This is a genomic window from Klebsiella sp. HMSC25G12, from assembly GCF_001807705.1.
In the GTDB taxonomy this organism is placed as follows: domain Bacteria; phylum Pseudomonadota; class Gammaproteobacteria; order Enterobacterales; family Enterobacteriaceae; genus Klebsiella; species Klebsiella variicola.
Genome location: NZ_KV789926.1, coordinates 158,269 through 181,518, shown reverse-complemented (window position 1 = coordinate 181,518; position 23,250 = coordinate 158,269). Strand labels below are relative to the sequence as shown.

Here is a 23,250-nt window from a genome sequence, read left to right as displayed (position 1 = left end):
CCATGCCAACGATTGATGATGTTTCAAGATTAGCGAATGTCTCAAGAGCGACGGTTTCCCGCGTGCTGACCGGCACCCGGGGCGTGCGCGAAGAGAGCCGGGAAGCTGTGCTGCGGGCCGTTGAAGAACTCAACTATCGCCCGAGCTTTGCCGCGCAAAACCTCGCCAGTCAGACATCCAGCCACGTTGGTCTGGTGATTTCCGCGCAGGACGAAAGCCACGGCGCGCGTCTGCTGCCGCTGCTCTCTCAGGCGCTGAAAGGGCTGAATAAAAGCCTGCTGGTACAGTATGTCAGCGATCCGGTAGAGCAGGCGGCGGTGATCGACGATCTGCAGCGCCAGTGCGTGGCGGTGGTGGTGCTGGGCGCCGTTGCCTCCGACGCGCCGCGCAACGTTATCGCCTTTGACCGCTTCGGCGTCGCCGGGAGCAACAGCCAGGGCTACGACTTCGCCTTCGCCACCGAAAGCGCCTGCCGCTATGTGATTGGCAAGGGACACCGCAACATCGCCCTGCTGGTGGACAGCGATAGCGACGATGCCAGCCGTCAGATGCTGGAAGGCTACCGCAACGTCCTGCAAAACTACTCCATTCCTTTTAACCGCCAGCTGGTGCTGACGGCCAACGATGACGTCGAGCAGGCGCTGCTGACCTTAATTAACAGCTTCAGTAAATACTCAGTCATTATCGTTAAACGCGACCGCTACGCGGCTGAGGCGATGCGTCTGTTACGCGAATTCACCATCGCCGTCCCGCAGGAGGTCTCCCTGTTGAGCCTTGAGGATTCCCCGCTCGCCTCGCTGCTCTACCCGCCGCTGACCTGCATCTCCTGGCCACTGGAGGCGCTGCTGGATAACTGTATTCAGCGTATTCGCAGCCTGATTGACGACCGGCCAACCTTCACCGCCGAGGGCCGCTCGCTGGCTGGCCGCCTGATCCCGCGCCAGTCGGTCGCCGATATCTCTTGATCTTCGCCCGGTTCGCGCCGGGCCAGCCTTATCTCCCCCTTTCTTGTCGCTTTCGTTTCCCGGCTCATTATTACCCACGCATGCAAATAAGAATTATTTTCATTTGTAAATAGCTTGTGCTATATAACATAGCAATGGCTATAAACGCTGGGAAATCAACCACACCATTGCGAGGGATCCTATGCTACACCTGACACCGCTGAAATCATTGCTGCTGGCCAGCGCGCTGGCTCTGCTGGCCGCGACGCCGGCCACCGCGCAGGAGAAATTCAGGGTTATCACTACCTTCACGGTTATCGCCGATATGGCGCAGAACGTGGCCGGCGACGCCGCCGTCGTCAGTTCCATCACCAAACCGGGCGCAGAGATCCACGATTACCAGCCCACGCCGGGCGATATCAAACGCGCGCAGGGGGCGCAGCTGATCCTCAGCAATGGGCTTAATCTCGAGCGGTGGTTTGCCCGTTTTTATCAGCACTTACAGGGCGTTCCGGAGGTGGTGGTCAGCAAGGGGATCCAGCCGATGGGCATCAGCGCGGGCCCCTATAGCGGGAAGCCCAATCCCCATGCCTGGATGTCAGCAGATAACGCCTTGATCTATGTCGATAACATTCGCGATGCGCTGGTGAAGTACGATCCGCCTCACGCCGACACCTATCGCCGTAACGCCGAGGCCTACAAAGAGAAGATCCGTCAAACGATGGCGCCGCTGCAGGCCAGACTGGCGCAGCTGCCGGCGGATAAACGCTGGCTGGTCACCAGCGAGGGAGCCTTCTCCTATCTGGCCCGCGACTATGGTCTGCGCGAACTGTATCTGTGGCCGATCAATGCCGACCAGCAGGGCACCCCGCAACAGGTGCGCAAGGTTATCGACACCATGAAGAAAGAACGCATCCCGACCATCTTCAGCGAAAGCACCATCTCCGATAAACCGGCGCGTCAGGTGGCGCGCGAAGCCGGGGCCCACTACGGCGGCGTGTTGTATGTCGATTCGCTGAGCGCCGCCGACGGCCCGGTGCCGACCTGGCTCGACCTGCTGCGCGTCACCACCGAAACCATCGTCAACGGTATCCAGGACGGGATGAGGAAGCAGCCATGAATGCAGCGCAAGCGGGACTGTATGTCGACCAGCTCACAGTCACCTGGCGCAACGGCCACACTGCCCTGCGCGACGCCTCGTTCAGCGTACCGCGCGGCTCCATTGCCGCACTGGTGGGCGTTAACGGCTCGGGTAAATCCACACTGTTTAAAGCGCTGATGGGCTTTGTGCGCGTCGGCCACGGCGAGATCGCCATACTCGGCCAGCCGGTCAACCGCGCGCTGCGCCAGAACCTGGTCGCCTATGTCCCGCAGTCGGAAGAGGTGGACTGGTCCTTCCCGGTGCTGGTAGAGGATGTGGTGATGATGGGCCGCTACGGCCATATGGGCTGGCTGCGGCGGGCAAAGCCGCGCGATCGCGACATTGTCGATGCCGCGCTGGCCCGCGTGGGCATGAGCGAGTACCGCCATCGGCAAATTGGCGAGCTCTCCGGCGGGCAGAAAAAGCGCGTTTTCCTTGCCCGCGCTATCGCTCAGCAGGGTCAGGTGATCCTGCTGGATGAGCCTTTCACCGGCGTCGATGTGCAGACCGAAGCGCGGATCATCAGCCTGCTGCGCGAGCTCCGCGATGAGGGCTGTACCATGCTGGTCTCCACCCACAACCTCGGATCAGTGAGCGAATTTTGTGATTACACGGTGATGGTGAAAGGTACCGTGCTGGCCAGCGGCCCGACAGAAACCACCTTCACCGCCGAGAATCTGGAGCGGGCTTTCAGCGGCGTGCTGCGCCACGTCGCGCTCACCGGCGCGGAAGCGCAGGTTATCACCGATGACGAGCGGCCGTTTATCAGCCGGCGCGCGGCAGGAGGCCCACGATGAGCTGGCTGCTGGAGCCGTTTGGCTATCACTATATGCTCAATGCGATGTGGGTGTCGGCGCTGGTAGGCGGCGTCTGCGCGTTTCTCTCCTGCTACCTGATGCTGAAGGGCTGGTCGTTGATTGGCGACGCCCTCTCCCACTCGATTGTGCCCGGCGTCGCCGGGGCCTATATGCTCGGCCTGCCTTTCGCGCTCGGCGCGTTTCTCTCCGGCGGCCTGGCGGCGGGCAGCATGATGTTTTTGCAGCAACGCTCGCGGCTGAAAGAGGATGCCATTATCGGCCTGATCTTCTCCTCCTTCTTCGGGATCGGGCTGTTTATGGTGTCGCTGAATCCGACGTCGGTGAATATCCAGACCATTATTCTCGGCAATATTCTGGCCATCGCACCGGAGGATATTATCCAGCTGGCGGCGATCGGCTTTATCTCGATGGCGATCCTGCTGCTGAAGTGGAAAGATCTGATGGTGACCTTCTTTGATGAAAACCATGCCCGCTCGATTGGCCTGAACACCCGCGGCCTGAAGCTGCTGTTCTTTACCCTGCTGGCCGCCTGCACCGTGGCGGCGCTGCAGACCGTCGGCGCCTTTCTGGTCATCTGCCTGGTGGTGACTCCCGGGGCCACCGCGTGGCTGTTAACCGACCGCTTTCCGCGCCTGCTGGCCATCGCCGTGGCTATCGGCAGTCTGACCAGTTTCTTCGGCGCCTGGCTCAGCTACTATCTCGACGGCGCCACCGGCGGCATTATCGTGGTCGCGCAAACGCTGTTGTTCCTCATCACCTTTATCTTCGCGCCGAAGCACGGCCTGCTGGCCAGCCGCCGCCGCGCCAGGGAGGCCGCATGCTGAACCTGTTCCTGGCCCCGTTCCAGTTTCCTTTTATGGTCAATGCGATAGCGGTATCGATCATCGTGGCCGTGCCCTGCGCGCTACTGTCGGTGTTTCTGGTGCTCAAAGGCTGGGCGCTGATGGGCGACGCCATGAGCCACGCGGTCTTTCCGGGCGTGGTGCTGGCCTACATTATCGGCATCCCCTTCGCCATCGGCGCGTTTATCGCCGGGCTGCTGTGCGCCGTGACGACCGGTTTTCTCGACGATAACAGCCGACTCAAGCGCGATACCATCATGGGGATTGTCTTCTCCGGCATGTTTGGCGCCGGGCTGGTGCTGTATGTAGCGATCCAGTCCGATGTTCATCTCGACCATATCCTGTTCGGCGACATGCTGGGGATATCCCTTCGCGATATTGGACAAACGGCGGCTATCGCGCTGGTGATTGCGCTGATTATCGGTCTCAAATGGCGCGATTTTTTGCTGCACGCCTTTGACCCGACGCAGGCCAAAGCCAGCGGCCTGCGCGGCGGACTATTGCACTACGGTCTGCTGTGCATGATCGCCCTGACCATCGTCGCGACGCTGCAGTCGGTGGGGATTATCCTGTCGATTTCGCTGCTGATTGCCCCCGGGGCGATCGCGCTCCTGCTGGTGCGGCGCTTTATCCACGCCCTGCTGCTGGCGGTAGCGGTGGCCATCGGCTGCTCGGCGGGAGGGGTGTGGCTGGCGTTTTATCTCGACAGCGCGCCGGCGCCGACTATCGTGGTGCTGTTTTCCGCGCTGTTTGTGGTCGCCTTTGTGGCAAGCACAATTCGGGATAGTCAGAAACAGAGGGCTTCAGCAACCATCCCCGGTGGCGGCTAATGCCTTACCGGGGCCGACTTGTCGCCCGGCTACGCGCCGCGCTGACCAGGGAAAGGCCGCTATTTTTTCGGTCGGTATTTTTCCGGTAGCGCCGGCACCGGGCGCCTGTCGTCCAGCAGATGGCGAATAGTGAGGATCGGGTGGCGCCAGAGCATTCGCGGCCCGGCCCAGCGCATAATCTGCTTCATCTCTTCGCGCTTCGCCGGCTGGTAGCAATGCACCGGACACTGCTTGCAGGCTGGTTTATTCTCGCCAAACACGCACTTATCAAGGCGCTTGTCGGCGTAGGCGTTCAGCGCCTGATAGTGCGCATTATCGGCCAGCGCCCCGGGACAGCGCCGCTGGTAGAGGGCAATCATCCGCTGAATCGTCATCTTTTCCCGTTCGATACGCTTCCCCATCTCCCCGCCTTTCGCCTGTTATTAAGATGCATATATTATACACCTTATTGTTCGTGCCCGACCAGCCTCACTGCTTGAGATGCTGGATCAACTGCAGGGCTGCCCCGGACAGAACCCCGAAATGGCTATAGGCATAGAAATCGCGGATAAAAACGCTGCCCTCGAGTTCGAACGGACGCAGCAGGCCCAGTGCTTCCTCGTGCCGGTAAACCGGGGCCGGCATCGACGTTAACAGATCGCTCTCGCACAGAAAGGCCTTAATGGCCGAGGAGGACGCGCACTCAATCACCGGCTGCGGACAGGGTAGCTGATGGGCACGAAAGATATCCTCAAGGATGTTCATCGGGGTACTTAACGGCGGCGGCATGATCCACGGATAGTCCAGCATCGCCTCGAGGGATAAGTTCGCCGCCTGATGTAGCGGGTGGTACTGCCTGGCGACGATGCAGATCCGGTCCTGCCAGTTAATTTTACCGCGCACCACGATTTTCTCATCATGCGGTAAGGGGCCGCAGAGGGCGATATCGATGTCGTGCATCCGCAGGAGTTTAAAGAGCTCGGAGTCAATGCGGTCGACGATCCGCAGATGGATCCGGGGATGTCGCTGATGGAAAGCTGCCAGCTTATCGATGAAATGGCTGGTCAGCAGGCTGGAAACACAGCCAATCCGCAGGATACCTTTCCCGGCGCCGCGGATGAGCGCAATCTCCTCGCGGGCCTTTTGTTCGGTATTCAGCATCGTCAGCGCATAGGGTAAAAAGGCGCTGCCATATTCGCTCAACGCCATACCGTGTTTGTGTCTTTCGAATAAGGTCGCGCTCAGGTCCGCTTCCAGGCTCAATAACAGCCGGCTCAGTCCCGACTGAGTGATCCCCATCTTCTCTGCGGCCAGGGTCATATTGCCTTCGTGAGCGACAGTAATAAAAGCCTGAATCTGCTTAAATTTCATTGGCATGATATTTACTCATTGAATAAACGGTTTTTGCATTTCCCTTGCGGCCTGTTTTAGCGAATAAATGTCGCTATCAATACGCTCAAAAATAGCTACCGCGCATCAGGAAAAACGGATTTATTAACCTCATCACGCACGGCAAAAACGAATTGCGGACCCGAGGATAATTTATAACGAGAATATATCACCATGACACAGAACAATATTCTATTAATTTCAGGCGCTATATTACCGGTCATCATTACCGTCATCATCGGCTATATTAGCGGTAAACGAAAAGACTTTAACTGGCAGCAGGCAGGAGACATCAATAAAATTGTGATGCTCTATGCATTACCGCTAAGTATTTTCAGCAATATGGTGATGACGCCGCGACACATCGTCATGACCATGGGCCCGGTTGCGGTGGCCATTATCCTCGCGCTGATTCTGAGCTTCGTCATTCCCTTACTGGTCGCCCGCTATCTGTTCCGACGCGACCTCGCCCTCAGTACGCTGCAGGCGCTGGCCATCGGCTCGCCGGCGGTTCCTTTCATCGGCACCTCGGTGCTGGCCTTTTTATTTGGCACCGTCAGCGCGTCGCTGATCACCGTGTCCAGCATCACGCAAAACGTCTTCCAGCTGCCGCTGGTAATGATTCTGATGTCGGTCGCCACTGGCGATAAAAGCCAGCATATCTCCTTTGGCACACGGGTGATAAACGCCATTAAACAACCTGTGGTCTGGTCACCGGTGATCGCCCTGATCATCGTGCTGGCGGATATCCATATTCCGCAGACTATCTCGATGTCGCTGGGTCTGCTGGGTAAAGCCTCTGGCGGGCTGGCGCTGTTTGCCGCCGGGATCGTGCTCTATACACGCAGCATTGTTATCACCACCGCTACCATTATCACCGTTATCGCCCGCAATATTTTGGTGCCCGGCGCCTGCTATCTCCTGTTATTAAAAATGGGCTTCAGCATGGAGCAAATAAAGGAAGTCGTATTGACGATGGCTATCCCGGTAGGCTCCATCGCGATAATTATTGCCATGCAGTATAAAACCGGCGAGCAGGAAATGGCCTCGACGATGGCGCTGAGTATTATTGCCTCCATCATTACGATGGGCGGATTTATTTTCTTAACCTTTTAATTACCGCGATGACACCGCGTGAATACGGAGAGAATATGGCCTCTATCACATTATCGGCTGCTGAACTGTTACTGCATCGGCTACAGGCACTGGACGTGGCATATATTTTTATTAACTCGGGCACCGATTATCCGCCGGTTATTGAAGCCTGGGCAAAGGCCCGGGCGACCGGGCAAAAGGTACCCGAGCTGGTGATCTGCCCGCATGAAAACGCCGCCATCGGCATGGCGCACGGCTACTACCTCGGCACTGGCAAGGTGCAGGCGGTAATGGTTCATACCAACGTCGGGTTAGCCAACGCCGCCTGCGGTGTCATCAATCTGGCGAACAGCAATATCCCGGTGCTGATTTTTGGCGGCCGCACGCCGATTAGCGAACATTCCCACTTCGGCTGCCGCAATACGCCGATTGGCTACGGCCAGGAGATGCGCGACCAGGCGGCGCTGATCCGTGAATCCGTGAAGTGGGATTTTGAACTGCGGCTGGCCGATCAGATCGGCGAGCATGTTGACCGGGCCTGGGCGATTGCCAGCTCCCTGCCGAAAGGGCCGGTCTACCTGAGCTTACCGCGCGAGCCATTGTGCGAGACCTTTGCCATTGATGAGGCCGCGCTGCAGGCCGGTCCTTCGCAGCAGCCGGTCCGCTATGCGCCAGTCCGGGAAGATATCGCCCGGGCCGCCGAGGCAATCGCCTGCGCCAGGCATCCCGTCATCTTCGCCCAGCGCGGCGCCCGAACGGCGGGTGGCTTTGCGCGACTTAATAGCCTGGTGCGCGAATGGGCGATCCCATTGGTGGAATACTGGGGTACCGAGGTGACCCTGAGCGCCGATAACCCACTGCTCGCCGGGGCTGATCCCAGCGCCTGGCTCGCCGACGCCGATGTGATTCTGGTGGTCGACTCGCAGGCGCCATGGATGATCGCCGAGGGCGACTGTCGCCAGGACTGCACCGTGATCCAGATGGGCCCCGATCCGCTCTTCTCCCGCTACCCGGTACGTGGCTATCGCGCGGACATCAACCTGGCGGGCGAGACCGATGAAGTCTTCAGCCTGCTGGAAGAGGCGCTGCGCCCGCTGCAGGCCGCCCGCCAGCAGCATGTGGCGGAGCGGGCGGCATATACGCAAAACCGCATCCAGCAACAGAAAAACCAGCGCGACGCGCTTCTCCATGCCAGCCAGACGGGGGCCATTACCAAACCCTGGCTCAGCTACTGCCTCGGTCATCTGGCGAATCAACACCGTGGCCGGATCGTTTCTGAACTGACCACGCTGCCGCAGTTTGCCGGACTGATCCATGCCGAGAGCTATTACCAGGAAGCGCTGGCCGGCGGCCTGGGCGAAGCCCTGCCTATCGCGCTGGGGCTGCAGCTTGCGCGCCGGGAAGAGCTGATTATTGCCGCCGTCGGCGACGGGTCGTACCTGTTCGCCAACCCTGCGGTCTGCCACCATATTGCGGAGGTAATGAAGCTCCCTGTCCTCGTCGTGGTCGGAAATAACGGCGGATGGGGCGCCGTCGCGGGCGGCACCAAAGCGCTCTACCCGGACGGCTACGCCGCCCGCGCGGAGACCATTCCGGCCACCGCCTTTACCACCTCGCCGGATTTCGCCGCGATCGCCGCCTCCAGTCGCGCGGCGGCCCTGTCGGTTTCCCGGGCCGAAGATCTCCCCGGCGTGCTGGAAGAAGCGGTCACCCTCATACGCACCCGCCGACAAAGCGTGCTGGTTGACGTGCAGTTAGCCCGCTAACGGCTTCTCCTCAGGGCGCTTGTCGCCCGGAGGGGGTTGTCACCCCTTCTGCTCACCTTTATCCACATGGCCCAGCGGCTTCTCCGGGAAACAGACATCGCGCACCCGGCGTTTCAGCTCGGCCGCATCCGGAAAACCGCCATCCTGCTTGCGCTCCCAGATCTGCTGACCGTCGACATCGATCGTGAAGATCCCGCCGGTCCCCGGCACCAGCGTCACCGAGGCGATGTCGGTGCTGAAGGTATGTAACAGCTCCTGCGCCATCCAGCTGGCGCGCAGCATCCAGTTGCACTGGGAACAGTAGGTGATGGTGATGGCCGCTTTTGAGTTCATCGTCGTCTCGCTAAGTCTGAAAGGGCAAATTGTAAACAAAGTGCAGTTTAAATGAAGAACACATGATTATTTTGTTGCAAACGATAATACCTATCATTACCATTCGCAATCAACAAATGGAGTAAGATCCCATCCGCAACGGAAAAGACGGAGCAACCTGCAACTCTGGAAGTAACGCGTGAGCCGATACTAATAACGATCAAGGCGTGGCGACTATGTACAAATCGACTCCGTCAGCAGCATGGTGTAAAAAACGCCTGCTGGTGACCTCTTTGCTTGCAGCAATTTATCAGACTTCTGCCATCGCAGCAGACACTTCCGCCGTTAGCGGCGAGGCGGTGGATGACACCTCGGAACAAATGACCGTCACCGCCCCCGCACCGGTGCAGAAAGCCGGTAGTGAGCACAGCATCAGCGCCCAGGAGCTGGAGGATAAAGGCGCTAACGATTTTGGCTCTATCATGCGCTATGAGCCGCTCATCAGCGCCACCGGGGCCAGCGGCGGCTCCGGCAACGGCAAAAGCGGCTTCGACCGCGGAGGCTACACCGGCTACAACATCCGCGGCATGGAGAGCAACCGCGTCGGCATCGACGTGGACGGTATTGCCCAACCCAACGCCACCGGCCGCGGCTACGTCGGTCGCGCCGGGCTCAACACCTTTGGCATCGGCCGCGATTATATCGACCCGTATATGTATGGCAGTGTGGATATTCAGTCCGGCGCCACCTCGACGGAAACGGCCAACAGCGCTATCGGGGGAAATGTCTCCTTCCGCCCGAAATCGGCGGATGATTACCTGCGCCCGGGCAAGACCAGCGCCTTCGGCTACCGCAGCGGTTACGACTCTGCGGATCGCAGCTGGCACAACGGGGTGACCGTCGCCGGCGGCGATGAGTTCCTGCGCGGAATTTTGGTCTACAGCCGCCGTGACGGTCAGGAAACCGAAAACAACAGCGGCACCGTCGACGCCTACCCGGCGAACTGGCACTCCGATGCGTTTCTGGCCTCCGGGATCTGGCAACCTAACGATGAACACAAACTGACCAGCACCTTCGACTATTACCATAAAACCAACCACACCCACTACGATACCTGGGACTCCAGCGGCAACAGCACCATCGGCACCGCCAACCAGACCAGCCAGACCCGGCGCTGGGGCCTGAGCCTGAAGGATGACTGGACGCCGATGAACGACTACCTCGACAGCGTCTCCACGAAAATCTACTACCAGCATACCGAAGCCCATGACTGGACTTATATGCCGGACAGCGTCACCCGCAGAATGCAGACGGTGAACTCCAACTACGATACCGACACCTGGGGCCTGCAGACCGCGCTGGCGAAAACCCTGGGCCGCCACGATCTGAGCGCCGGCTTCAACGCCAGCACCAGCAAAACCCAGCGACCGTTCAGCCAGTCGCCGATCCCCAGCGTTTACAGCGAGATCATGCAGCCGGAGGCAGACAGCCGCAGCTACACTCTCGGCGGCTTTGTCCAGGATAAGATCAACTTCGACCTTGATAGCCACAACTTCGCCATTATTCCCGGCGTGCGCGTGGTGCATCAATCGACTAAGCCGGAAAATCTGTCCGACCTTGCCGCCAACAGCAGCGTACTGACCGAATCGTCGGTGGCGAATCTGTACGGCAAAAACAGCGATACCCAGGTTCTGCCGTCGTTGACCTTCCAGTACGACCTCACCCCGCGCCTGATGACCTACCTGCAGTACCAGCGCGGCGCGCAGTTCCCCAACGCCAGCCAGCTGTATGGCTCCTGGAACCTCGGCTCCAGCTACGCCGGTAGCCAGCAATATGCCCTGATCGGCAATACCGATCTGAAGACGGAAACCAGCGATAATCTCGAGTGGGGGCTGAAAGGGGAAGTCACCGAAGGCATCACCGTGCGCACGGCGCTGTTCTACAACAGCTATAAGAACTTTATCGCCTATACGCGCTATACCCGCGCCAATAATCCGGGCCAGTTCACGAATGTGCCGTCGAACATCTACACCATTTATCAGGCGGAAAACCGCGATAAAGCCTATATCTACGGCGGAGAGATCAGCACCAAATTTAACTTTGGCACCTGGTTTGAGCAGGTGAACGGCCTGAGCAGCACCCTCGCCCTCGGCTATAGCGAAGGGAAATCGAAATCCAGCTACAGCGGCGATAAATACGTCGACCTCGACAGCGTGGCGCCGATGAAAGCCATCGTCGGCGTGGCGTGGGACGATCCGGCGAAACGCTACGGCACCGCCCTGACGGCGACCTTTGTCAAAGGGAAACAGGCGACCGCCACCAACCGAGAAAGCTACAGCAACAGCGGGTCCGCCATCACCGATGCCAGCAGCGACTATATGCGCGTGCCGGGCTACGGCATGCTGGACTGGACCGCGTACTGGCAGGTGGCGAAAAACGTGCGCCTCAATGGCGGGGTCTACAACCTCACCGATCGTAAATACTGGGATTACCTGAGCAGCCGCAATATCGAGACCGGCACCAACCAGGACGCCAACGATAAAGCGCTGGCGGTGATGCCGGGCCGCACCTGGCAGCTGGGCGTCAACGTCGACTTCTGATTGCCCGAATAATAACGCACCTGCCCCCGGCCCGCCGGCCGGGGATATTCATCGTCGAGAAGGATATGATTATGCCAAATGCACACCCTGACCTGTGGCAGCGCTACCAGGCCACCAAAGCGGCCAGTACCGCGAAATATGCCCGCGATATCGCCGCGGAAATGGGGATCAGCGAAGCCGAGCTGACCGCCGCCCGCCTCGGCCATGATGCCGTGCGCCTGAGCGATGACGCCCGGACGCTGATTGCCGCCCTGGAGCGCGTCGGCGAAACCAAATGCATCTGCCGCAACGAGTATGCCGTGCATGAGCAGGTGGGCCAGTTCACGCACCAGCACCTCAGCGGCCACGCCGGGCTGGTACTGAACCCGCGCGCGCTCGACCTGCGTCTGTTCCTCAGCCAGTGGGCCAGCGCCTTCCATCTGAACGATAATGGCCGCCAGAGCATCCAGTTTTTCGACCACCACGGCGACGCCCTGCTGAAAGTCTATGCGACCACGCAGACCGACATGGCGGCCTGGGACACCCTGATCGCGGAACATCGGGTGGCGGCGCCGGCACCGCTGGCCCTGCGCCCGCTGGAGCCGGTGAAATATGCCGATACCGCCGACGGCGCCGCCCTGGAGAACGACTGGCGCGCGATGACCGACGTTCACCAGTTCTTCGGTCTGCTGCGTAAATATCAGCTTTCCCGCCAGCAGGCTTTCCGTCTGGTGAGCGACGACCTCGCCTGCCGCGTGGATCGCCATGCGCTGCCGCCGCTGCTGGAGACGGTGCGCCAGGAGGGCAATGAAATCATGATTTTCGTCGGCAATCGCGGCTGCGTGCAGATCTTCACCGGCGCCCTGGAAAAGCTGGCCCCCATGCGCGGCTGGCTGAATATCTTCAATACCACCTTTACCCTGCATCTGCGCGAAGAGAGCCTCGATGAAGTGTGGGTGACCCGTAAACCGACCTCAGATGGACACGTCACCAGCGTCGAACTGTTCGCCAAAGACGGCACCCAGATTGCCCAGCTCTATGGCCAGCGCAGCGAAGGCCACCCCGAGCAGGCACAATGGCGCCAGCAGGTAGATCGTCTGACCCGTGAAGGACTGCCCGCATGATGCGCTGGTTACTGCTCTTCATCGCTTTCCCGCTGCTGAGCCACGCCGCCGTTGAGCGACTCGTCACCCTCGGCGGAGATGTCACTGAGATCGTCTATGCCCTTGACGCGGAACAGAGCCTGGTGGCGCGGGATAGCACCAGCAGCTGGCCCCCGGCGGCGCAAAAGCTGCCGGACGTCGGCTACCTGCGACAGCTGAACGCCGAGGGGATCCTCGCGTTACGCCCGCAGCTGGTATTAGCGAGCGCCCAGGCGCAGCCCTCGCTGGTCTTACACAAAGTACAGGCGAGCGGGGTGAAGGTGGTTAACGTGCCGGGCGGCGAAAGTCTGTCCGCGATCGATAACAAAGTGGCTGTCATTGCCGAAGCGTTAGGCAAAACGGCGGCAGGCGACGCGCTGCGCCAGCAGCTTCAGCAACAGATCGCCGCCATTCCCACGCAGCCGGTTGCTAAGCGGGTGCTGTTTATTCTCAGCCACGGCGGAATGAATACCCTGGTGGCCGGACAGCACACCGCGGCCGATGGCGCCATTCGCGCCGCCGGGCTGCAGAACGCGATGCAGGGCTTCGACCACTATCGCGCCATGTCGCAGGAAGGAGTCGCCGCCAGCCAGGCGGATCTGGTGGTGATCTCCGCCGATGGTCTCAAAGGGATGGGCGGCGAAGCCGGGCTGTGGAAACTGCCCGGCCTGGCACAGACCCCGGCGGGGCGTCATAAACAGCTGCTGACGATCGACGACATGGCCCTGCTGGGCTTCGGGCCGCGCACACCGCAGGCGATAATCGCGCTGCGAAACAAAGCGGAGCAGTTGCCCTGATGCGCCCTGCCCTCGCCCGCCGTTTGCTGTTGATGACGCTGCTGCTGGTCTTCCTGACGCTGTTTGCCACCACCCTCGGCGCCATGCGCTTGCCGCTGGTCAACTTGCTGCCTTCCGGGGATGAGATGCTGCGCCACATCTGGCTGAGTATCCGTCTGCCGCGGGTGCTGCTGGCCCTGCTGGTGGGCGCGGCGCTGGCCCTCTCCGGTTGCGTGATGCAGGGGCTGTTTCGCAACCCGCTTGCCGACCCGGGCCTGCTGGGCATCAGCAGCGGCGCCGCGCTGGCGGTGGCCAGCTGGCTGGTGCTTCCGTTCTCCGCTACGGGGCTGATCGCTCTGTACATGCCGATGCTGGCGGCGTTTATTGGCAGCCTGGCGGTGATGGTGGTGATTTTCATCCTCAGCCGGGCGGAAGAGGGTTCGCTGTCGCGCCTGCTGCTGGTGGGGATCGCCATCAACGCGCTGTGCGGCGCGCTGGTCGGCGTCCTGTCCTGGCTGAGCAATGACGCCCAGCTGCGCCAGCTGTCGCTGTGGGGCATGGGCAGTCTGGGCCAGGCCGAATGGCCGACGCTGCTGGTGGCCGCGACCTTGATTATCCCGGCGGCGCTGGCGGTGTGGTGGATGGCGTCCCGCCTCAATCTGCTGCAGCTTGGCGATGAAGAGGCACACTATCTCGGGGTCAACGTGCAGGCACTACAGCGCTGGCTGCTGCTGTGCAGCGCAGTGCTGGTGGCCGCCGCGGTGGCCATCAGCGGAGTCATCGGCTTTATCGGCCTGGTGGTGCCGCACCTGATGCGCCTGTGGCTGGGGCCGGACCATCGCGGACTGATCCCCGGCTCGCTGTTGGCCGGCGCGATCCTGCTTCTGCTGGCCGACACCCTGGCTCGCACCGTGGCGGCGCCGGCGGAGATACCGGTCGGTCTGCTCACCAGCCTGCTGGGCGCCCCCTGGTTTCTGTGGCTGGTCTTTCGTCGGGAGAACTCCAGACATGGTTAATGAATACTGCGCCCAGGGGCTGTCACTTCACCTTGGTAAACGACAGATTATCGACAACGTCTCCGTCGCGCTGCGCGGCGGCGAGATGACGGCGCTTATCGGGCCGAACGGCGCCGGGAAATCCACTCTGCTGCGCCTGTTGACCGGCTATCTGACTCCGGACAGCGGCACCCGCCATCTTGCAGGCAAGCCGCTGGAGGCCTGGTCCCCCGAGGCGCTGTCGCGCCGGCGGGCGGTCATGCTGCAGCGAACGGCCCTGCAGGCCGACTGGACGGTGGAAACGGTCATTGCCATGGGACGCTCACCGTGGGGCGCGACGGCGGATCCGGCGGTGCTGGCGGCGGTGATGGCCGTCACCGGCTGCGATGGCCTTGCCGGTCGCCGCTATCCCGGCCTCTCCGGCGGCGAGCAGCAGCGGGTGCAGCTGGCCCGCTGTCTGGCGCAGCTATGGCGCGACGGCGCGCCGCAGGGCTGGCTGTTTCTTGATGAGCCCACCTCGGCGCTGGATCTTTACTATCAGCAGCACCTGCTGCGTTTGCTCAAACGGCTCACCGCCGGCGGGCAACTGCATGTCTGCGTGGTGCTGCATGACCTTAACCTCGCCGCCCTGTGGGCCGACCGCATTCTGCTGCTCCACCAAGGAAATCTGGTCGCCCAGGGCACGCCGCAGGAGGTGATCCAGCAGCCGGTTATCCATCGCTGGTACGGGGCGGATGTCCGCCTCGTCCAGCACCCGGACAACGCGGCCCCCCAGGTTTATCTGGCGCCATAATCCCCGCGCGGCGCAACTGGAATCCGGATCGCGCCGCGCTTACGCTTTCTGGCAATAATTGCCTGCATTATATTATTGAGGGTCATTTATATTTAAAATCTATACCAATGGCATAATAACCCAATGAAATATTTACGACAGCTATTTTCAAATATAAACCATCATTACAGAGAAGATATTTCCCGTATTAATCCAAAAACGACACATTGATTATTTACTGCGCTTAATCAACTCGATACACTGTTTTTCTTACTAATGATAATAGAGGGAAGAAGAAGCATGGCTATTCCAGGTAATATGTGGATATACGACGACGGTGGGGCACTAATCAAAGGTGGTTGTGATGTTGCAGACAGGGAGTTCAGCATCGAATTTAAAGGGTTTCATCACAATCTCTCCATTCCCACTGATAATGCCACTGGCAAGCCTACCGGCACTCGTCAGCACTCACCAATGATCATCGTTAAAGAATTCGACTATTCCAGCCCATACCTCTACAAAGCAGTAGCTACTGGTCAGAACCTGAAATCTGCTGAAATCAAATGGTATAAAATCAGCGATGCTGGTCAAGAAGTGGAATACTTCAATATGCTACTTGAAGGCGTCCGAATCGTATCAATATCTCCTACAATGGCTTCCCCAGAAGACAAGAACAACAACCATCTTGAATCTGTCGAACTTAGATATGAGAAGATCACCTGGAAACATTGTGACGGAAATATAATTTTCACCGATGCCTGGAATGAAAGACAAACAGCATAATAGATGAGCAAATGGATACGACAGAAGAACTAAATGGAACCTATTTCTATCACGGACAATCCAATCTTTCGGCTGGTGAACTTTTTGATGTCATTTTTCTTGAACAATTTTGTGACGAACTTGGCATTGGTATTGAATCTGGTGCCGCTATCCTCGCCGGGCAACCTTGGCTAAAAACCAGAACAAAGCCAGGAGAGGCAATAAAAGGAACAAGTGTTGTTTCTAAATATGGAAGGATGCTTCTGAGAAATGCAAAAACTCCATTTGGTATTAGGGTTCCTACACCCGTTGGTGTAAGAATGAGAAAAACAAATAGTCTTGCTGCTGTTATCGCCCGTTATGTTCCGTGGTTAGGTTGGATAGGACTTGTAAACTCAATTTATCAAGTTTCAAGAAAAACTCAGGAAAAATACAACCTAATAGCTCGCCCCAAAGACCGTATACAATGGACATCCTTTTAATGAAAAGCATTCAAGATCAGGTTTTAGACTTGTTTAAAGATGAGATCTCAACCCGTTTAGATAAAAATTGGAAAGAAATCCCATTGGAACTTGATTATGACTTATTTGATGCTCCCGGCGACGATCTGCATGACGCTTTAAATAAATTTGAACAAAAATTTAATGTTGATCTTTCCAGTGTTAAATGGTCGTGTTATTTCCCTTGGGAGAATACTCCAATGCTAACTCGGTGGTTTAAAGTAAAACGAGAAGATGTAGAAAAAACGCGTAAACCTTTAACCATCAAAATGTTTGCCGAATCAGCAAAAGCAGGTAAATGGCTTTACGACTAGCAACCACAAGCCGTTGTCGTAACGAGGTCTGCGGCCAGAAGGCAGAACAACATCGACGGCGAACGTAATGTATGAAGACGATCGCGTGGCGGCGGTTCAATTACTGTGACGGTACCCCGCCCCCTCTGCAACTGGAATCCGGATCGCGCCGCGTGCTTTCGTCGGTTTCCCTCACCTGCCCATCTCCGTTATTATGTCTCATCCATGTGATAACGACGACAACTACAAAATCGCAGCCATTTCAAATCAGGGATCTGGATAACACCCCATGAGCACAATTGACAATCTCGACGCCCACACGCCGATGATGCAGCAGTATCTCAAGCTGAAGGCGCAACATCCTGACATTCTACTGTTTTACCGGATGGGGGATTTTTACGAGCTATTTTATGACGATGCGAAACGCGCGTCGCAGCTGCTCGATATCTCGCTGACCAAGCGCGGCGCCTCCGCGGGCGAACCCATCCCGATGGCCGGCATCCCCCACCACGCGGTGGAGAACTACCTCGCCAAACTGGTCAATCAGGGCGAGTCGGTGGCCATTTGCGAGCAGATTGGCGATCCGGCCACCACCAAGGGACCGGTCGAGCGTAAAGTGGTGCGTATCGTTACGCCGGGCACCATCAGCGATGAAGCGCTGCTGCAGGAGCGCCAGGACAACCTGCTGGCCGCCATCTGGCAGGACAGCAAGGGCTTTGGTTACGCGACGCTGGATATCAGCTCTGGGCGCTTTCGCCTGAGTGAACCGGCCGACCGCGAAACCATGGCGGCAGAGCTGCAGCGTACTAATCCGGCGGAACTGCTGTATGCGGAAGATTTTGCCGAATCGTCGCTGATCGAGGGCCGCCGCGGTCTGCGCCGTCGCCCGCTGTGGGAATTTGAAATCGACACCGCGCGCCAGCAGCTTAACCTGCAGTTCGGCACCCGCGATCTGGTCGGCTTCGGCGTGGAAAACGCCCCGCGCGGCCTGTGCGCCGCCGGCTGCCTGCTGCAGTATGTCAAAGACACTCAGCGCACCTCGCTGCCGCACATCCGTTCCATCACCATGGAACGCCAGCAGGACAGCATCATTATGGATGCCGCCACCCGCCGTAACCTCGAGATCACCCAGAATCTGGCCGGCGGCACCGACAACACCCTGGCCTCGGTACTCGACTGTACGGTGACGCCGATGGGCAGCCGGATGCTCAAGCGCTGGCTGCATATGCCGGTCCGCGATACCGCCGTGCTGGTGGAGCGCCAGCAGACCATCGGCGCGCTGCAGGAGCGCTATACCGAGCTGCAGCCGGTGCTGCGCCAGGTCGGCGATCTGGAACGTATTCTGGCGCGTCTGGCGCTGCGTACCGCCCGTCCACGCGATTTAGCCCGCATGCGTCATGCCCTGCAGCAGTTGCCGCTGCTGCGTGAGCTGCTGGCCGAAGTTGACCGTCAGCCGGTGCAAAAATTGCGCGAGAAAATGGGCGAGTTCACCGAACTGCGCGAACTGCTGGAGCGCGCGGTGATTGACGCGCCGCCGGTGCTGGTCCGCGACGGCGGAGTCATCGCTCCGGGCTATAGCGAAGAGCTGGACGAGTGGCGGGCGCTGGCCGATGGCGCCACCGATTATCTCGATAAGCTGGAGATCCGCGAGCGCGAGCGGCTGGGCCTCGATACCCTGAAAGTCGGCTACAACGCCGTCCACGGCTACTACATCCAGATTAGCCGCGGCCAGAGCCACCTCGCGCCGATCCACTACGTGCGCCGCCAGACGCTGAAGAACGCCGAACGCTACATTATTCCTGAGCTGAAGGAATACGAAGATAAGGTGCTGACCTCCAAGGGCAAAGCGCTGGCACTGGAAAAACAGCTTTATGACGAACTGTTCGACCTGCTGCTGCCGCATCTCGCCGACCTGCAAACCAGCGCCAGCGCGCTGGCCGAGCTGGACGTGCTGGTCAACCTGGCGGAACGGGCGGAAACCCTGAACTACTGCTGTCCGACCTTTAGCGATAAGCCGGGCATTCGCATCAGCGAAGGCCGCCATCCGGTGGTCGAGCAGGTGCTGAAAGAGCCGTTTATCGCCAACCCGCTGCAGCTGGCGCCGCAGCGGCGGATGCTGATCATCACCGGGCCGAACATGGGCGGTAAAAGTACCTATATGCGCCAGACCGCGCTGATTGCGCTGCTGGCCTATATCGGCAGCTACGTCCCGGCGCAGAAGGTGGAGATCGGGCCCATCGATCGCATCTTTACCCGCGTCGGCGCGGCGGATGACCTGGCCAGCGGCCGCTCGACCTTTATGGTGGAGATGACTGAAACCGCCAATATCCTGCACAACGCCACCGAGCATAGCCTGGTGCTGATGGATGAGATTGGCCGCGGCACGTCCACCTACGACGGGCTATCGCTGGCGTGGGCCTGTGCGGAAAGTCTGGCCAACAAAATCAAGGCGCTGACGCTGTTCGCCACCCACTACTTCGAGCTCACTCAGCTGCCGGAGAAAATGGAAGGCGTCGCCAACGTCCACCTCGACGCGCTGGAGCACGGCGATACCATCGCCTTTATGCACAGCGTGCAGGACGGCGCGGCCAGCAAGAGCTATGGCCTGGCGGTCGCCGCGCTGGCCGGGGTGCCGAAAGAGGTGATCAAGCGCGCGCGGCAGAAACTGCGCGAGCTGGAGAGCATCTCGCCCAACGCGGCGGCGACCCAGGTCGACGGCACGCAGATGTCGCTGCTCGCCGCCCCGGAAGAGACCTCGCCTGCGGTTGAGGCACTGGAGAATCTTGATCCCGACTCCCTGACCCCGCGTCAGGCGCTGGAGTGGATCTACCGTCTGAAAAGCCTGGTTTAGCCACCCATTAAGGTGAAAAACGGCAGCGCCGCTCAGCGCTGCCGTTTTAACAAACTAAAAATGGGTGCTAGAGGATGCGTCCTGACAACCCATACGCGGGGTTGCCCCGGCGCGGATGCTACTTCTTCGATTCGTAAGCGAGAACAGCTTTAAACTCAATATTACGCTCTTTAATACTCAGCTCGCATAGTGAGCTGTGCACCAACAGCGTAAATCCCAGTACCGTAATACAGAGTACGATGATTGCCACAAGGGCATATTTTGTCAGCATATCTTGCCTCCCTGCAAAGAAGAGACTAACATCTGAATTGTCGATGTTCATTCGCTAGCCTCAGTTGATAGAAATATCTCCTGGGGCTTTCGTCTGTCTGGGGTCCTGGTAATGCTCAAGGCCAGACAGCCTCAAGCACCCGCCGCTATTCTATACTCGTCAGGGCGTGAAATTTATCTGCAAGGAATTAATCAGACGGATTTTATAATAATCTGGAAGCAGGCTCGCAAAGTCATCCCAGTATATTAACCCCTCACGTAATTTTTTAATTTAATGAAAAAATAGCTTCCATAATTGTACTAAATATAAAAAAGGCCCGACTTAGCGGGCCCCTTTTATTAACGCTTATCTTCCGGCAATAGCGGCGGTACGTGTGGCACCTGCGGTGCCTCATCAATATCTTTCTGCGTCATGCGGAACGCTTCCGGATAGTGTTCGCGACTGGTGCGGCGCAGCGGCTCGGTATCTCGTCAGGTGTAAAGACAGTGCTGGCACTGATACACGGTCCAGACCCTTTTCACCGGCGAGGTTGCCATCACTTCAATCTTTTCATCGGCGCAACGTGGACAAATCATCTTCTTCTCCTTATTTACGGTTGGCCAGCATAGCGGTCAGTTTTTCAGCCCAGGCTTTGGTTTCCGGCAGATCCTGCACCGGCTGGCTGTAGTGGCCGCGAAGGTCCGGCGCAACCGGGGTGGTGGCGTCGATAATCAGTTTGTCGGTGATGCCTGCCGGGCTGGAGCCTGGGTCAAGTTCAAGGACCGACATGTTCGGCAACTGCACCAGGTCTCCCGCCGGGTTAACCTTCGAGGAGAGCGCCCACATCACCTGTGGCAGGTTGAACGGGTCGACGTCTTCATCAACCATGATCACCATCTTCACATAGCCGAGGCCGTGCGGAGTGGTCATCGCCCGCAGGCCCACCGCGCGGGCAAAACCGCCGTAGCGTTTTTTGGTGGAGATGATCGCCAGCAGACCATGGGTGTACATGGCGTTGACCGCCTGCACTTCCGGGAACTCTGCCTTCAACTGCTGATACAGCGGCACGCAGGTCGCCGGGCCCATCAGATAGTCAATTTCGGTCCACGGCATACCGAGATAGAGCGATTCAAAAATCGGTTTTGTGCGATAAGAAACTTTATCGATACGCACCACCGTCATATTGCGGCCGCCTGAGTAGTGGCCGGTGAACTCGCCGAACGGCCCTTCGATTTCACGCTTGCGCCCTTCAATGACCCCTTCGAGGATCACCTCTGAGCCCCAGGGCACGTCAAAGCCGGTCAGCGGCGCGGTGGCGATGGGATACGGGCTCTCGCGCAGCGCGCCAGCCATTTCATATTCTGATTGATCGTATTTCAGCGGCGTGGCGCCCATCAGGGTAATAATCGGGTCGTTACCGAGGGTAATAGCGATCGGCAGATCTTCCCCACGCTCTTCCGCTTTGTGCAGATGCAGCGCGATATCGTGCATCGGCACCGGCTGCAGACCGAGTTTGCGCTTGCCTTTCACTTCCATGCGGTAGATACCGACGTTTTGCTTACCGAAGTTGTCAGGATCAAGCGGATCGCGCGAAACGACACAGGCTTTATCGAGGTAGAAACCGCCGTCACCATCGTTGAGGCGGAACAGTGGCAGAATATCGAACAGGTTGATATCGTCGCCATCCACGGTGTTTTCCGCCCACGCCGGGTTGGCGCGGCGCTCTGGCGTCACCGGGAAGTTATCCCAGCGGCGAATGAATTCATCAATCTGCTTTTTCACCGGCGTGTTGGGCGGCAGGCCCAGCGAGATGGCATGGTTCTGCCACGAGCCGATGGTGTTCATCGTCACGCGGGCGTCGGTAAAGCCGCGAATATTATCGAACCACAGCGCCGGGGCGCCGTCGCCGATGCGTCCGGTCGCATTGGCGGCCGCCGCCAGATCGGGCTCAGCGTTCACCTCTTCACTGATTTTCAGCAGTTGTCCCTGGTCATCCAGCGCCTGCAAAAAGCTGCGCAAATCATCAAAAGCCATTATTCGATCTCCTGTGCAAATTGTTCTGCCGTGCGCAAGCCGTTCCAGCGGCGCGCTTTGTGATAGTCGAGGCCAAACTGATCCAGCACCCGGGTGACGATATGATTGGTGATATCGTCAACCGTCTCCGGGTGGTTGTAGTAAGCCGGCATGGGCGGCACCATCGCCACGCCCATGCGCGACAGCGCCAGCATGTTCTCCAGATGGATCGTGCTGAGCGGCATTTCCCGCGGGACCAGCACCAGCTTGCGCCCCTCTTTGAGCACCACGTCCGCCGCGCGGCCCACCAGCCCTTCGGCATAACCCGCGCGAATGCCTGCCAGCGTTTTCATACTGCAGGGAATAACGATCATGCCGTCGGTACGAAATGAACCGGAAGAGATGGTGGCGGCCTGGTCTGCCGGGCTGTGGGAAAAGTCCGCCAGCGCGGCCACTTCGCGCGCTGTCCAGGGCGTTTCCAGCTCGATGGTGGTTTTGGCCCATTTCGACATCACCAGGTGGGTTTCCACCTCCGGCATATCACGTAGCGCCTGCAGCAATGCCACCCCAAGCGGAGCCCCGGTGGCCCCCGTCATCCCAATAATCAGTTTCATTCCAGACCTCATTCATTTTGTTCGTACACGAACTTTATATTTAAATTACCCTCTCCGGACGGGGATGACAAGATCGTTCGTATACGTGCGCATTTTTAATCAAAAACGCAGAAAGGGTATAAAATGGCGTACGAACGGCTATCATAGAGGTGACAGTTTTGTTACGGAGTATTCATGGAGTTACGAAACGAAGCATTTCACCTGCTGCGCCAGCTTTTTCAACAACATACCGCCCGCTGGCAGCAGGCGTTACCGGACCTGACTAAACCTCAGTATGCGGTGATGCGCTCGGTAGCGGAGCAGCCGGGTATTGAGCAGGTCGTGCTGATTGAAGCGGCGGTCAGTACCAAGGCCACGCTGGCGGAGATGCTCAGCCGGATGGAGGCGCGCGGCCTGGTGCGCCGGGAACACGATCCCGCCGATAAACGCCGCCGTTTTGTCTATCTGACCGAACAAGGCGAGGCGTTGCTTAACCGTTCGATTCCGCAGGGCAATGAGATCGATGACGAGTTTCTCGGCCGCCTGAGCGATGGCGAACGTGAACAGTTCACCCGGCTGGTGCGCAAAATGATGGCGCCCTGAACGGG

At 58.9% G+C, this 23,250-nt stretch carries 23 protein-coding genes and 1 pseudogene; 17 read left to right on the top strand and 7 right to left on the bottom strand.

Annotation, left to right across the window (positions count from 1 at the left end; all coding sequences use genetic code 11):
• The first annotated feature begins 2 nt into the window (after positions 1-2).
• From HMPREF3096_RS26460 to HMPREF3096_RS26440, 5 genes are all read left to right on the top strand, one after another.
• Positions 3-965: a LacI family DNA-binding transcriptional regulator gene (locus HMPREF3096_RS26460; protein ID WP_032731145.1), complete on the top strand. Its 963-nt coding sequence runs from the start codon at positions 3-5 to the stop codon at positions 963-965.
• Positions 966-1,146: 181 nt separating this feature from the next.
• Entirely contained in the window at positions 1,147-2,064 is a 918-nt protein-coding gene (locus HMPREF3096_RS26455) for a metal ABC transporter substrate-binding protein (protein WP_023298133.1), read from the top strand.
• Complete coding sequence (locus HMPREF3096_RS26450) at positions 2,061-2,882, top strand: manganese/iron ABC transporter ATP-binding protein (protein ID WP_023298134.1); 822 nt, start codon at positions 2,061-2,063, stop codon at positions 2,880-2,882. The genes HMPREF3096_RS26455 and HMPREF3096_RS26450 overlap by 4 nt, the downstream gene beginning before the upstream one ends.
• Entirely contained in the window at positions 2,879-3,727 is an 849-nt protein-coding gene (sitC, locus tag HMPREF3096_RS26445; RefSeq protein WP_032731146.1) for an iron/manganese ABC transporter permease subunit SitC, read from the top strand. The genes HMPREF3096_RS26450 and sitC overlap by 4 nt, the downstream gene beginning before the upstream one ends.
• Entirely contained in the window at positions 3,721-4,575 is an 855-nt protein-coding gene (locus HMPREF3096_RS26440) for a metal ABC transporter permease (RefSeq protein ID WP_012540752.1), read from the top strand. The genes sitC and HMPREF3096_RS26440 overlap by 7 nt, the downstream gene beginning before the upstream one ends.
• Before the next feature lie 59 nt (positions 4,576-4,634).
• Here the strand turns inward: HMPREF3096_RS26440 and HMPREF3096_RS26435 are convergent, their stop codons facing one another.
• On the bottom strand, positions 4,635-4,976 hold the full coding sequence (locus tag HMPREF3096_RS26435; protein ID WP_008806199.1) for a nitrous oxide-stimulated promoter family protein: 342 nt from the start codon (positions 4,974-4,976) through the stop codon (positions 4,635-4,637).
• 67 nt (positions 4,977-5,043) lie between these two features.
• The gene (locus HMPREF3096_RS26430) at positions 5,044-5,931 is read right to left on the bottom strand and encodes a LysR family transcriptional regulator (RefSeq protein WP_032731147.1); all 888 of its coding nucleotides are present in this window, start codon (positions 5,929-5,931) and stop codon (positions 5,044-5,046) included.
• Between the two features lie 186 nt (positions 5,932-6,117).
• On the opposite strand from HMPREF3096_RS26430, the gene HMPREF3096_RS26425 reads away from it, so the two are divergent.
• Positions 6,118-7,059 carry an AEC family transporter gene (locus HMPREF3096_RS26425; protein WP_008806201.1) on the top strand — a complete coding sequence of 314 codons (942 nt, stop codon included), beginning with the start codon at positions 6,118-6,120 and terminating at the stop codon, positions 7,057-7,059.
• 35 nt (positions 7,060-7,094) lie between these two features.
• Positions 7,095-8,804 carry a thiamine pyrophosphate-requiring protein gene (locus tag HMPREF3096_RS26420; RefSeq protein ID WP_023298135.1) on the top strand — a complete coding sequence of 570 codons (1,710 nt, stop codon included), beginning with the start codon at positions 7,095-7,097 and terminating at the stop codon, positions 8,802-8,804.
• 39 nt (positions 8,805-8,843) lie between these two features.
• Here HMPREF3096_RS26420 and HMPREF3096_RS26415 read toward each other — a convergent pair whose 3' ends face one another.
• Positions 8,844-9,137 carry an Rdx family protein gene (locus HMPREF3096_RS26415; protein ID WP_016161711.1) on the bottom strand — a complete coding sequence of 98 codons (294 nt, stop codon included), beginning with the start codon at positions 9,135-9,137 and terminating at the stop codon, positions 8,844-8,846.
• 215 nt (positions 9,138-9,352) lie between these two features.
• Between HMPREF3096_RS26415 and HMPREF3096_RS26410 the strand changes: the two genes are divergently transcribed.
• From HMPREF3096_RS26410 to mutS, 9 genes are all read left to right on the top strand, one after another.
• Positions 9,353-11,716 carry a TonB-dependent receptor domain-containing protein gene (locus HMPREF3096_RS26410; RefSeq protein WP_032731149.1) on the top strand — a complete coding sequence of 788 codons (2,364 nt, stop codon included), beginning with the start codon at positions 9,353-9,355 and terminating at the stop codon, positions 11,714-11,716.
• Between the two features lie 71 nt (positions 11,717-11,787).
• The gene (locus tag HMPREF3096_RS26405) at positions 11,788-12,819 is read left to right on the top strand and encodes a hemin-degrading factor (protein WP_032731150.1); all 1,032 of its coding nucleotides are present in this window, start codon (positions 11,788-11,790) and stop codon (positions 12,817-12,819) included.
• Positions 12,816-13,634, top strand: coding sequence for a heme/hemin ABC transporter substrate-binding protein (locus tag HMPREF3096_RS26400; RefSeq protein WP_012540746.1), 819 nt, complete (start codon positions 12,816-12,818; stop codon positions 13,632-13,634). The genes HMPREF3096_RS26405 and HMPREF3096_RS26400 overlap by 4 nt, the downstream gene beginning before the upstream one ends.
• The gene (locus tag HMPREF3096_RS26395; RefSeq protein WP_022064536.1) at positions 13,634-14,629 is read left to right on the top strand and encodes a FecCD family ABC transporter permease; all 996 of its coding nucleotides are present in this window, start codon (positions 13,634-13,636) and stop codon (positions 14,627-14,629) included. Before HMPREF3096_RS26400 ends, HMPREF3096_RS26395 begins: the two co-directional genes overlap by 1 nt.
• The gene (locus HMPREF3096_RS26390; protein ID WP_032731151.1) at positions 14,622-15,401 is read left to right on the top strand and encodes a heme ABC transporter ATP-binding protein; all 780 of its coding nucleotides are present in this window, start codon (positions 14,622-14,624) and stop codon (positions 15,399-15,401) included. Before HMPREF3096_RS26395 ends, HMPREF3096_RS26390 begins: the two co-directional genes overlap by 8 nt.
• Before the next feature lie 279 nt (positions 15,402-15,680).
• The gene (locus tag HMPREF3096_RS26385) at positions 15,681-16,163 is read left to right on the top strand and encodes an Hcp family type VI secretion system effector (RefSeq protein ID WP_002915094.1); all 483 of its coding nucleotides are present in this window, start codon (positions 15,681-15,683) and stop codon (positions 16,161-16,163) included.
• An 11-nt stretch (positions 16,164-16,174) separates the two neighbouring features.
• The gene (locus HMPREF3096_RS30040) at positions 16,175-16,624 is read left to right on the top strand and encodes an STM2901 family protein (RefSeq protein WP_004188736.1); all 450 of its coding nucleotides are present in this window, start codon (positions 16,175-16,177) and stop codon (positions 16,622-16,624) included.
• Positions 16,609-16,956 carry a DUF1493 family protein gene (locus HMPREF3096_RS26380; protein WP_008806210.1) on the top strand — a complete coding sequence of 116 codons (348 nt, stop codon included), beginning with the start codon at positions 16,609-16,611 and terminating at the stop codon, positions 16,954-16,956. Before HMPREF3096_RS30040 ends, HMPREF3096_RS26380 begins: the two co-directional genes overlap by 16 nt.
• A 268-nt stretch (positions 16,957-17,224) precedes the next feature.
• The gene (gene mutS / locus HMPREF3096_RS26375) at positions 17,225-19,786 is read left to right on the top strand and encodes a DNA mismatch repair protein MutS (RefSeq protein ID WP_032731152.1); all 2,562 of its coding nucleotides are present in this window, start codon (positions 17,225-17,227) and stop codon (positions 19,784-19,786) included.
• Between the two features lie 118 nt (positions 19,787-19,904).
• Here the strand turns inward: mutS and HMPREF3096_RS26370 are convergent, their stop codons facing one another.
• The 4 genes and pseudogenes from HMPREF3096_RS26370 to HMPREF3096_RS26360 all read right to left on the bottom strand — a co-directional run bounded on the left by HMPREF3096_RS26370 (position 19,905) and on the right by HMPREF3096_RS26360 (position 22,663).
• Positions 19,905-20,057, bottom strand: coding sequence for a Hok/Gef family protein (locus HMPREF3096_RS26370; RefSeq protein ID WP_002915097.1), 153 nt, complete (start codon positions 20,055-20,057; stop codon positions 19,905-19,907).
• A 338-nt stretch (positions 20,058-20,395) separates the two neighbouring features.
• Positions 20,396-20,632: pseudogene (locus HMPREF3096_RS30030) on the bottom strand (non-oxidative hydroxyarylic acid decarboxylases subunit D).
• Positions 20,633-20,642: 10 nt separating this feature from the next.
• Complete coding sequence (locus HMPREF3096_RS26365) at positions 20,643-22,070, bottom strand: non-oxidative hydroxyarylic acid decarboxylases subunit C (RefSeq protein WP_008806212.1); 1,428 nt, start codon at positions 22,068-22,070, stop codon at positions 20,643-20,645.
• Entirely contained in the window at positions 22,070-22,663 is a 594-nt protein-coding gene (locus HMPREF3096_RS26360; RefSeq protein ID WP_002915099.1) for a non-oxidative hydroxyarylic acid decarboxylases subunit B, read from the bottom strand. Before HMPREF3096_RS26360 ends, HMPREF3096_RS26365 begins: the two co-directional genes overlap by 1 nt.
• 174 nt (positions 22,664-22,837) lie before the next feature.
• Here HMPREF3096_RS26360 and HMPREF3096_RS26355 point away from each other — a divergent pair, with 174 nt between their 5' ends.
• On the top strand, positions 22,838-23,245 hold the full coding sequence (locus HMPREF3096_RS26355; protein WP_008806213.1) for a MarR family winged helix-turn-helix transcriptional regulator: 408 nt from the start codon (positions 22,838-22,840) through the stop codon (positions 23,243-23,245).
• Positions 23,246-23,250 lie beyond the last annotated feature (5 nt).